The organism is Paractinoplanes tereljensis, from assembly GCF_016862435.1.
In the GTDB taxonomy this organism is placed as follows: domain Bacteria; phylum Actinomycetota; class Actinomycetes; order Mycobacteriales; family Micromonosporaceae; genus Actinoplanes; species Actinoplanes tereljensis.
On the sequence record NZ_BOMY01000021.1, the window covers coordinates 51,454 to 62,973 of the forward strand.

At 67.4% G+C, this 11,520-nt stretch carries 6 protein-coding genes; 2 read left to right on the top strand and 4 right to left on the bottom strand.

Going from position 1 to position 11,520, the window contains the following annotated elements:
- Nucleotides 1-9: 9 nt before the first annotated feature.
- A complete protein-coding gene (locus Ate02nite_RS14605; RefSeq protein WP_203805597.1) occupies nucleotides 10-1,452 on the bottom strand; it encodes a pectate lyase in 1,443 nt (480 codons plus the stop codon).
- Nucleotides 1,453-1,755: 303 nt separating this feature from the next.
- Here Ate02nite_RS14605 and Ate02nite_RS14610 point away from each other — a divergent pair, with 303 nt between their 5' ends.
- Nucleotides 1,756-5,730: a tetratricopeptide repeat protein gene (locus tag Ate02nite_RS14610; protein WP_203805599.1), complete on the top strand. Its 3,975-nt coding sequence runs from the start codon at nucleotides 1,756-1,758 to the stop codon at nucleotides 5,728-5,730.
- 97 nt (nucleotides 5,731-5,827) lie between these two features.
- On the top strand, nucleotides 5,828-6,085 hold the full coding sequence (locus Ate02nite_RS14615) for a hypothetical protein (protein ID WP_203805601.1): 258 nt from the start codon (nucleotides 5,828-5,830) through the stop codon (nucleotides 6,083-6,085).
- Between the two features lie 212 nt (nucleotides 6,086-6,297).
- Here Ate02nite_RS14615 and Ate02nite_RS14620 read toward each other — a convergent pair whose 3' ends face one another.
- From Ate02nite_RS14620 to mmsA, 3 genes are all read right to left on the bottom strand, one after another.
- Entirely contained in the window at nucleotides 6,298-8,355 is a 2,058-nt protein-coding gene (locus Ate02nite_RS14620; RefSeq protein WP_203805603.1) for a PAS domain-containing sensor histidine kinase, read from the bottom strand.
- Nucleotides 8,356-8,736: 381 nt separating this feature from the next.
- A complete protein-coding gene (mmsB, locus tag Ate02nite_RS14625; protein WP_203805605.1) occupies nucleotides 8,737-9,990 on the bottom strand; it encodes a multiple monosaccharide ABC transporter permease in 1,254 nt (417 codons plus the stop codon).
- On the bottom strand, nucleotides 9,987-11,519 hold the full coding sequence (gene mmsA, locus Ate02nite_RS14630; RefSeq protein WP_203805607.1) for a multiple monosaccharide ABC transporter ATP-binding protein: 1,533 nt from the start codon (nucleotides 11,517-11,519) through the stop codon (nucleotides 9,987-9,989). Before mmsA ends, mmsB begins: the two co-directional genes overlap by 4 nt.
- Between the last annotated feature and the right edge of the window lies 1 nt (nucleotide 11,520).

The following is an 11,520-nucleotide window of genomic DNA, read 5'->3' on the forward strand; positions in this document are numbered from 1 at the left end:
CGATCCCGTCTACTTGAGGGTGATGCCGGTGGCGATGCAGGCGACGCCGTCCGGGACGTTGCTCGTCTCCGTCGGTTCGCCGCTGGTCACACCCTTGAAGAGGGCGCACACGTTGGTCGCCTTGCCGCCGATGATGGTGGCGTTGGTGATCGTGGCGGTGTCGCCCAGGTTGGGGTTGATCCCGGCCAGGGTCTTCAGCGGCGCGGTCACCGTGACGTTGGAGATCTGCACCTTGCGGGCGAACTGCTTCGAACAGTTGCCACACGAGCGGTACAGCTTGCCGATGTCCGAGGCCTGGAAGTTCTTGATGACGAACGTCCCCGGCCCGTTGTGCTGGAACACCTTGTCCGACGCGTGCATGGCGCCGCCGCCGTCGATGGTCATGGTCTGACTGGCCGAGGTGCCCTTGAAGGTGGCCGCGTCCTCACCCACGTCGAGCCACCACACGTTCTTCAGCGTGCAGCTGCCCGCGCAGTGCACCCCGTCGGCCGCCGGCGCCCCGATGATCACGTTGGACAGCGTGGCGCCATCAGCGAGCTGGAACAACGGGTCCTGTCCCTCGTCCTGCCCGCCGTCACCGAGGGCGCCGCCGCCGATGAACTCGACGTTCCCACCGTCGAACGTGCCGCTGACGGCCTTGGTCGCGGTGAGGGTGGTGGTGCCGGTCGCCTTGGGCCAGCTGGTGGCTACCGCGGTGGGCGTGGCGGTGGCGGTGGCGGTCTTTGTCGGGCTCGGCGAAGCCGTGGTGGGCGCTGCGGTGGTCTTGGTCGGAGTCGGCGATGCGGTAGCCGTGGCCGTCGCGGTCGGCGCCGTGGTCGCCGGGGCGCCGGCCAGCGCGGTCACCGAGACGTCGTCGAAGGACGCGGCGGCCGAGGTGGTGATCAGGCCGACCCGGCCCTTGGTCAGCTTGGCCGAGCCGCTGCCGACCTTGGCACCGTCCACATAGCCGGTCACCGTGCTGCCCGAGACGTCCAGGCGCAGCGTGTGGAAGCCGGTCGCGGCCGAGGCGAGGGTCAGGCTGCCCAGGACGGTAACGGCCGAGCCCTTGACTTCCTCGAGACGAACCGCGCCCGGCACCAGCACCAGCCGGTCGAACTCGTGAGCGCCACCGGCCCGAGCCGCGATGCCGGCCGTGGCCGCGCTCCCGCTGAGGGTCACCGCCCGCACCTTGGCGCTGAGCGTGTAGTCGGTCCAGCCGGTGTCCCCCGCGAACTGCCGGGCCAGCGCACTGGCGGCATCGGACTGCCGCAGAGCCTTGCTGCCGTCGGTAACGACGGCCCAGGAACCCCCGGACTTCGACCAGCCGGCCGTGTCCCCGTCCTCGAAGTTGTCGCTGAGCGACGTACTGCCGGCAAACGCGGTAGCGGTGATCCCAACCGCCCCGGCCACCACGGCCGCCGTAACGCCAACCAGGACGGCGCGTCGGCGCCCGCCGGTCTTTGCGTGCTTCATCGGTGAGTTCCTCCAGATCAACGTCTTCGTGATCTAGTGGTTTGGCCCAGACGAAAGGTTGCCGATTTTCTCCGACTACTTTGTGCTGCCGGGTCGATGACGTTGCGTGCCGCCGGGCGACGCCGCCGGCCTGCCGCCGATGATCCAGGTGTGCTGATCGGCACTGCGTCGGGTTCAGGAGACCAGCACCTTGGGCGTGGAGGCCCCGGCTGATCGATGCTGTGTTTGTTCGATTGCGTTCAGTACGGTCGTGAGGTGGGTGGTGGCCAGAACGGATGGCTTCGGCGCGTGTGGTGGGCGGGCGTGCCCGCGGTGGTGGCCGGTGTCGGAGCGTGGGCGGCACTGGCCGATGACAAGGCCGGCTGGACGGTGGTCTCCGCAGCGGCCGCCGCAGTGATCGGCGCGTTCGGCCCGACGGTCACGGATCGGTGGGCCTCTCGCCACCGGGAGCGCGAACTGAGAGCACGGCTGGTGGGTGCCATCGCTTCGGCGGCGTATCCGGGATCGGTGGCCCTGCTGCTGGATCCTCGCGAACATGTGGTCCCGTTCTTCGGCCGTGGCTGGGCGTTACGCCAGTTGGAGACATGGGTGTCCGATCGGGACGAATCGGTGGTACGCCTGCTGGTCGGGGCCGGCGGAGTCGGCAAGACCCGATTGGCTTGGCACTTCGCCGAGCGGCTGCACGGCTGGCAGGTGACGGCCGTGCATCCCGACGCGGAGGCGGAGACTGCCGATCTGATCGCCTCCGGCGTGTTCGGGTCAGGCACGCTGCTGCTTGTGGACTACGCCGAGGCACGGGACCGGGCCGGGCTGGCGAAACTCTTGTGCACGGCGTCCCAGGCCAGTGGCGTGCGTCTGTTGCTGCTGGCCCGTACAGCCGGGTTGTGGTGGCAGTCGCTGTCGGCGGCATACCGGCAGCAGGGGCACCTGGTGGATGCGCTGACCGTGCCGGGCAATGTGCTGGAACTGCCCGCACAGGTGGAGGAACGATCGCCGGAGCAGATCGTGGCCGAGGCAATCACCGCGTTCGCGGATCGGCTGGGTCGTCCTGCGGTGCCGGCACCAGCCCGGCAGTGGGACGTCGACACCGCGGTATTGCGCTTGCACGGCGAGGCATTAGTGGCGGTGCTCGACGGAGGCTACCGGCAAGGTCGGTTCGACGTGCTCGCTGAGGTGCTGCGTCACGAGGCCCGCTACTGGCGTGCGACGGCGGCCCGATTCGGGCTTCTGGCCGGTGAGGTGCCCGGTTCCGATCTGGCGCTGCAACAGTTGGCCGGCCTGGCCGCCCTGCTGGGCGCCCGCGGCGACGAGCAGGTGGCCGGACTGGTACGGCGGGTGCCGTCCCTAGCCGGCGCAGAGGCCGACCTAGCGCAGCGGTACACGACCTGGCTAGCCCACGTGTATCCGAGAGATCTGTCCGGCGGCGGCCTCGGCAGCGTGCAGCCCGATCTGCTGGCCGAGGCACTGGCCGTGGAAGTGCTTCGGAGTCCGGCCGCGGGTCGATACACGGAGATCTTCGCGGGCGTCGGCATTGACCAGGCGGTCCGGGCGTTGACGGTGCTGGGGCGGGCCTGCGTGCATCAACCGGATGCGGACGCGTTGATCGGTGCCGTGCTGAGCGCGGCGCTGCCTGTGATGGCTGAGGCGGTCATGCAGGTTGCCGTCCAGTTCCCCGGCCGGTTCACACCGCGGCTGATCGCCCTGATCGGCACGGCCGACATCGACTGGCCCACCGCTCGGGGCCTGGCGAGCAAGGTGCGGTTTCCATCCCTCGAGCTTGGCCGGCTCGCTGCTGCGTTGACCGCTCGGATAGTCGCCACTTTTCCGGACGACACCCCCTTGGCCGATCGCGCCTACTGGCATAACGCACACGCTCTATGGCTGGCGGAGACCGGCTGGCGGCTCGAGGCCGAGGCAGTGAGCCAAGTAGCCGTCAACCTGCGGCGCGAGCTGGCCTCCGGCAACCGTAAGGCTCATCTGCCCGCGTTAGCCCAATCAGTGATCAACCACGCGGGTCGGCTGGCGGAGTCAGGCCGACCGACCGAGGCGCTCGCCGTCAGCCAGGAAGCCGTCGACCTCCAGCGGGAATTGACGGCTGGCAACCGGGCCATCCACCTCGCCAACCTCGGGATGTCACTGAACAACCACGCGGTAGTGCTGGCGGAAGCGGGCCGGCGGGCCGAGGCGCTCACCATCAGCGAGGAAGCCGTTGACCTGTATCGAGAGTTGACGTCCGCCGATCGGAATGCCTACTTGCCTTACCTGGCCGCATCGGTGAACAACCACGCCACACGGCTGGTAGAGGCTGGCCGGGGAGCCGAGGCGATAGCCGCCAGCCAGGAGGCGGTCGACTTCCGGCGGGAGTTGACCACAGTGAACCGCGACGCCTATCTGCCTGACCTCGCGCTGTCACTGACCAACTATGCTAATCGACTGGCGGGCGCAGGCCGACGAGACGAAGCAATGGCCGCGAGCCAGGAAGCCGTCGATCTGTACGGCGCGCTGGCCACTGCCAACCGGGCCGCCTACCTGCCCAATCTGGCCATCTCTCTGATAAACCACGCAAGCCGGCTGGCGGAGACCGGCCGGAAGGCCGAGGCGATAGCCGCCGACCGGGAGTGCGTCAATTTTCTCCGTGAACTGGCTGCCGCCAACCGGGAGATCTACCTGCCCAAGCTGGCCGCTTTGGTGAGTAACCAGGCTCTCCATCTGGCGGACAACGACCTGCAAGCTGAAGCGGCAGCAGCCAGTCAAGAAGCTGTTGATCTCTATCGTGAACTCGCCGAGGTCCACCGAGACGCCTATCAGGCCCGCCTGGCCGGATCGATCGACAGCTACGCCACCCGGTTGGCGGGCGCGGGCCGACCGGCCGAGGCGCTGCGGACGAGCCGGGAAGCGGTCGACCTGTTCCGGGAACTGGTCGCTGCCAACGGAGACGTCCACCTTCCCGCGCTGGCCCTGGCGTTGTACAACCATGCGATTTGGCTGGCGGCCGCGGACCGGCCGGCCGAGGCCCTGGCCACCAACCAGGAGGCCGTCGACCTGCGGCGCGCACTGACCGCCTCCGACCGGGGCACCTATCTACCCACCTTGGCCACATCGATCTACAACCACGTGATCCGGCTCGCGGAATCGGGCCGACCGACCGAGGCCCTGGTGGCAAGCCAGGAAACCGTCGATCTCTATCGCGAGCTGACCGCTATCAACCGGGACGACTATTCGCATCATCTGGCGGCTTCGCTGAGCAACCACGCCATCCGGTTAGCTCATGCCGATCGCTCGGCCGACGCTCTGGCCATTAGCCAGGAGGCCGTCGACCGGTATCGGGAACTGACTGACGTCCATCGCGACAAATATCTGACTCACCTGGCGAGGTCGATTTTCAACCACGCGAACCGCCTGACGGAAACGGGTCAGCCGGCCGAGTCCGTAGCCGCCGGCCGAGAGGCCGCTGACATGCGGCGAACGTTGGTCGCCGGCGATCGCGCCGCTCACCTTCCGGACCTGGCCAAGTCATTGTTCATCCAAGCGAACCGCCTAGCGGCTGCCGACATGCCGGCCGAGGCGTTGTCTGCGAGTCAGGAAGCCGTCGGCCTCTACCGCGAATTGGCCGACGCCGATCGCGACACTTACCTGCCCCATTTGGCCTCAGCCTGGTACAACCACGCGATCCGGCAAGCCGCAGCCAGCAATCCGGCCGAAGCCCTGACCGCGAGCCAGGAAGCCGTCGATATCTATCGCAGAGTGGTAGATATCGACCGCACGACCTACCTGCCGTCATTGGCGATGTCGCTGTACAACCACTCGTTCCGGGAGGCGGAGATGGGCCAAATGGACGAGACCCTGGCTACGAGCCAGGAGGCCCTCGGACTGCGGCGCGAACTGACGGCCGCGAACCGCGATGCCTACCTGTCCCAACTAGCCACGTCGGTCTATAACCACTCGATCTGGCTGTCATCGACGGACCAGCCGGCCGCAGCTCTGATCATGGCAAAGGAAGCAGTCGAGCTTTACCGCGAGCTGGCCACCGTCAACCGCGACGACTATCTCCCTTACCTGGCTGCGTCGCTCTGGAAAATCGGCAGCCTCGCCGTCACCACTGGCGAGACCAGCGACCACGTGGTCGCCGTGGCCACCGAGGGCGCCAAATACTTCCACGAACTAGCGGAGCGTGATCCCGACACGTTCACCTCTCAGCGTGACGGCGCCATGGCAACGCTTGCCGCCCTCCGTGACACCGGCGCCAATAACTCGGATACACAACCTGCAACCGAGTGACAGAGCCCGCTCGCATACCAGACCTCGATCGACAAATTCCCAAGGCCTTCGCTTTGTGCAATGATTCAAACACTCAGGGTGAGACGAGGTTTCGATCATGAGCATGGCGATATCGGCAGCTCGAGCAAACAAGAAGTACCAGACCATCCTCAGCGAAAGCACATCTCCCGAGGAGCGAATCTGCGCAGGCATCGGCGCGCTCGCCGGAGCCGCCCTCGGCGCAGTCGGAGGCGCTAAAGCATCGATTTTGTGCCCGCCCGCCGCGGTTCACGTGACGGCCACTGCAACCACGGGCGGATTCGGTGTCGGCGCTGCGGCCGGAGCCGGACTTGGGCGGTGGCTGGCCGGCAAGTAAGCAGCAACCCACCAGACCCAGGATTGAGGGGCCAGCCTGCCTCAGACACCTATCGGTCCCCGCGCAGAGGGAGCGGCAGGATCACCACGATCATCGCAGCGCAGGAATCGATCTTCTCCTGGAAAGTTCGCACCCACTGCGGGCCGATTTCAATTGGTTGCCGTTCTTTAGCAACAATCTTGCGCGGACGGACGGTCGCGTTGAGTGGGCTCTCAGGCGGGCTGGTGGGTGGGTAGCCGTACGGTGAAGGTGGTGGCGGCCTCGTCGGTCTCGCTGACGTTCACCGTGCCGCCGTGCTGTTCGACGATGGCGCGGGCGATGGTCAGGCCCAGGCCGGTGCCCGGAATGCCGCCGTGCCGGGCGCTGTCGCTGCGGAAGAACAGGTCGAACAGCCGGTCGCGTTCCTCGGCCGGGATCCGGTTGCCGGTGTTCGACACCGCCAGGGTGGCCGCGAGCGGGTCGACGTGCAGATTGACCCCGACCGTGCTGCCCAGCCGGGCCCAGGTCAGCGCGTTGGACAGCAGTTCGTCGACCACCTGGCGCAGCCGTGCGGGATCGCCGTGCAGCGGTGCCGCCGGCGGGATGTTCGCCTCGATCGTCACCTGGGCCGGGGCGCTCGCCCGGGCGCCGTCGACGGCCGCCCGCACGACCTCGGTCAGGCACATGGCTTGCGGGCTCAGATCGATGTGCCCGGACCGCAGCCCCGCGACGTCGAGCAGCTTCACCACAATGGCGTTCAGGGCCGCGGTGTTGCGCTGCATGACCTGCAGCATCGAGCGATGCTCGGCGGGCAGGTCGGCTTCCTCGAGCAACATGTCGGTGCAGGACTGGACGCTGGTCAGTGGGGTGCGCAGTTCATGGCCGACCAGGGCGATGAATTCGTCGCGGGTCCGGTCGAGCTCGGCGGTGAGGCCTTCGGCGCGGCGCCGGGCGAGGAACTCGCCGATGTGCGCCCCGATGCCGGTCATGATGGCGGTGCGGGTGTCGTCGGGGACTTCGGCGGTGTCGCTGTAGCAGGCCAGTACGCCGAGGATGGCCAAACCGCTGGGGATCGGGATGGCCAGGGCGGCGCGCAACGGCCCCCAGTCCTCGGCCTGCTGAGCGGCGTGCGGGTCGGTGCTCAGGTTCTGCGCCCAGACCGGGTCCGCGGTCTGCCAGGCCCGTCCGGGCAGCCCCTGCCCGTAGTGCAACAGCTCGGACGACCGGCAGAGCCGGTCATGACCAGGTTCGGTCCAGCAGGTGTTACGGCGCAGCGACTGGGTGACCTCGTCAACGGTCCAGAACTCCACCGCCGACCATTCCGGCAGCCGCCCGATCGCCTGCACGATCCCGGCCAGCACCTCATCGGGCGGGTCAGGCTTCGAGGTCAGCTGCGAGATCTCCAGCTCGCATTCCTTGTAGCGGGTGGCCCGGCGATGCATGGTCACCTCGTGCAGAGCCACCACCGCGGCCAACCCGGGCCGGCCAACCACCGATCGGCCGTTTACCCGGAAGAACTGCCGCGGCTGACCCGGCGGGCGGAACATGACCTCCGCGTCGCGGACCAGTTCGCCACGCAGGGCGCGCATCAGCGGCTCGTCGTCGTCGCGCATGCTGCGCCCGTCCGGGTGGAAGGCGTGCCGGTGCTGCGCCCACTGTTGGACGGGCACGCCATCGGCCAGGTCGCCGAACAGCCGCCGCGCGGCCTCGTTGTGCAGCACGGCCCGCCCCTCGGCGTCACAGCCGACCACCGCGGTCTCCAGGCTGTCGAGCAGGGCGTGCATCGCTTGGTTCTGCTCCTGCAACTGGCGCCGGGTGAAGACCTCGGAGGCCCACAGCTCGTGCGGCTCGTCCGAGTCCTGCCGACTGGCCTGGATGTAGTCGGTGACGTCCTCCACCCGGTTGACGACCCAGAGCAGCTCACCGTCCGCCCCCAGCACAGGCGCGTTGACCGGCGCAAAGTACAGCGTTCGCGGACCCTCGGCACGCTGGTCGACGACGTACTCCTGAATCGGCACCGTGTCCACCACCAGGTCCCGCACAACCCGCCGCAACGACTCCCGCAACAGCTCCCGAAGCGGGTCACCATCATCGGGAAACACCTCGAACAGAGGCCGCCCCACCATCTCCGCAAGACGAGTCCTGGTGGCCGCCAGGTAAGCCTCGTTAGCGTCCAGGATCACCAGGTCCGGGCTAAGCACCAGAACGGGCGTAGGCAGAGCGCCAAACAGCAACCGGTAGTCAATACCGCTAACCCGATCCTGCGACGAGCCATCCCCAGACCCCGACATACCACCATTCTACGCAAATAACACCGTTTACCAGGAAGAACGACTGCCTAGACCCACCGGCGAACCCGACAACCCACGTAACTCGCAAGCCGCTTTAGACCGCACCCCGCCCCAACCGCACCCGGCGCGGAATGTTCCCAGGACCCACTCCAAAGCCCGGCCGGCCCGACCGGCCCGCCTCCAGTAACCACAGCGCGGAAGCCAGACCACCGAGCAAAAGGGGACCGCAAGCCCAGCCATGCACGAAGCGGCGAGCAACCAAAGTCCTGCCCGCCACAGGCGACCAGGCAAGGTTGGGGGCCGTGGGTGAGTACGCAGGGCATAGATGCTTTACCGCCCAGCGTGCTCACCCACGGCCCCCAACCGTCCCCGCGCAAGAAATCAGCGGGAGGCCCCAGCCCGCCGCTTGGTCCAGACGTCGAAGGCGACCGCGGCGAGAAGCACCGCGCCCTTGACCAGCATGACCTGCTCGGACGGAGCGCCGATCAGACTCATGCCGTTGTTGATCACGCCCATGATCAGACCACCGGTGATCGCGCCGACCACCTTGCCGACGCCGCCCTGCACCGCCGCACCGCCGATGAAGGCGGCCGCGATGGCGTCCAGTTCGAACTGGTCGCCGCCGGTCGGGTTGGCCTGGTTGAGCCGCCCCGCAAAGATGATCCCGGCGATGGCGGACAGCACGCCCATGTTCACGAAGATCCAGAACACGACGGATTTGACCTTGACGCCGGAGAGCGTCGCGGCCTGCAGGTTGCCGCCGACCGCGTAGATCTGGCGGCCGAACACCGCGCGGTTGGTGAGCAGCGTGTAGCCGAGCACCAGGACCGCCAGCAGCACCAGCACCCACGGCAGGTTGCGGAAGCGGGCCAGCTGGACCACCACGAACATGACCACCACGGCGGCCACCGCGATCTTCGCGATGAACAGCGGGAGCGCCTCGACGGCCTGGCCGTAGCGCACCCGCCCGGCCCGCGAACGCCACTGGCTGACCACGATGCCGGCCACCGCGAACACGCCGATCAGCAAACTCAGCAGGTCGGCGCCGCCCAGGTAGTCACCCAGGCCGATGTTGCCGAGGTAGCCGTCGGTGAAGCCGTTGGCCAGGGTCCGCACCGATTCGGGGAACGGGCCGATGCCGCGGTTGCCGAGGATCATGTAGGTGATCGCCCGGAACAGCAGCATGCCGGCCAGGGTGACGATGAAGGCGGGAATGCCGAAGTACGCCACCCAGTAGCCCTGCCACGCGCCGATCGCGGCACCGACCACGATGGTGATCAGCAGAGCGAGCGGCCACGGCACGTGGTGGTTGACCATCAGGACGGCCGCGATGGCGCCGGTCGCCGCGACGACCGAGCCGACCGACAGGTCGATGTGGCCAGAGATGATCACCAGGATCATCCCGATCGCGAGGATCAGGATGTAGGAGTTCTGGACGATGATGTTGCTGATGTTCTGCGGCGCGAGCATGTCGCCGTCGGTGAGGATCGTGAACAGCAGCACGATCGCGGCGAAGGCGATGTAGATGCCGCTCTGCCGCAAGTTGATCGAGAACTTGCGGCCGGTCCCGGACGTCTCGGGCAGCGACGGGCCGCCGCCCACGGCGAGGTCGGCGTTGGTCGGGGCGACACTCACCGTGGTGCCTCCTGTCCGGCGGTCATGAGGGTCATCAGACCTTCCTGGGTGGCCTCGGCCCGGGGCACCTCACCGGTGATCCGGCCGGCCGAGAGGGTGTAGATCCGGTCGCAGAGCCCGAGCAGTTCGGGCAGCTCGGAGGAGATCAGCAGCACGGCTTTCCCCTCGTCGGCGAGCCGGTTGATGATCGTGTAAATCTCGTACTTGGCGCCGACGTCGATGCCACGGGTGGGCTCGTCGAGGATCAGCACGTCCGGGTCGGTGAAAATCCACTTGGACAGGACGACTTTTTGCTGATTTCCGCCGGAGAGCTTGCCGGTGATGCTGGAGACGCTCGGGGCCTTGATGTTGAGGCTGCGCCGGTATTCCTCGGCGACCTTGAATTCCTCGTTGTCGTCGACCCAGCCACCCCGGGCGAGCTTGCCGAGGGCCGCGGCGGAGACGTTCCGCTTGATGTCCTCGATCAGGTTCAGCCCGTACCTCTTGCGGTCTTCTGTCGCGTACGCGATGCCGTGTTTGATGGCCTCGCGGACGGACCGCAACCGGATCTCCTGGCCGTCCTTGATGATTCGCCCGGAGATGCCGGTCCCGTAGGACCGGCCGAAGACGCTCATCGCCAGCTCGGTGCGGCCGGCGCCCATCAGGCCGGCCAACCCGACGATCTCGCCGCGGCGCAGGTTCAGGCTGGCGTTGTCGACGAGCAACCGGCCGTGCTGGGTGGGGCTGTGCACGGACCAGTTCTCGATCCGCAGCACCTCGTCGCCGATGGTCGGCTCGTGCGGCGGGAAGCGGTGGTCCAGGTCCCGGCCGACCATGCCCGAAATGATCTTGTCTTCGGTCAGGCCCTCGGCCGGCAGGGTGGTGATCGTCTTTCCGTCCCGCAGGATCGTCACCCGATCGGCGATGGCCAGCACCTCGTTGAGCTTGTGCGAGATGATCACACAGGTGATGCCCTGGTCGCGCAGGCCGCGCAGCAGCCCGAGCAGGTGTTCCGAGTCGTCGTCGTTGAGTGCCGCGGTGGGCTCGTCCAGGATGAGCAGCTGCACTCGCTTGGACAGCGCCTTGGCGATCTCGACCAGCTGCTGCTTGCCGACGCCGAGGTCGAGCACCTGGGTGACCGGGTTCTCGTTGAGGCCGACCCGCTTCATCAGCTCGGCGGCGGCGGCGTTCGTCCGGTTCCAGTCGATCAGCCCGCGCTTGGACTGCTCGTTGCCGAGGAAGATGTTCTCGGCGATGGACAGGTTGGACGCGAGCGCCAGCTCCTGGTGAATGATCACGATGCCACGGTGCTCGCTGTCCCGGATGCCGGCGAACCGGCATTCCTGGCCGTCGAACTCGATGTCACCCTCGTAGTCACCGTGGGGGTAGACGCCGGAAAGCACCTTCATCAGGGTGGACTTTCCGGCGCCGTTCTCCCCGCAGATCGCGTGAATCTCGCCGCGGGACACCTCCAGGTTGACGTCCGCGAGCGCTTTCACGCCCGGGAACGTCTTGGTGATGCCCCGCATCCGCAGGATGGTGTCACTCATT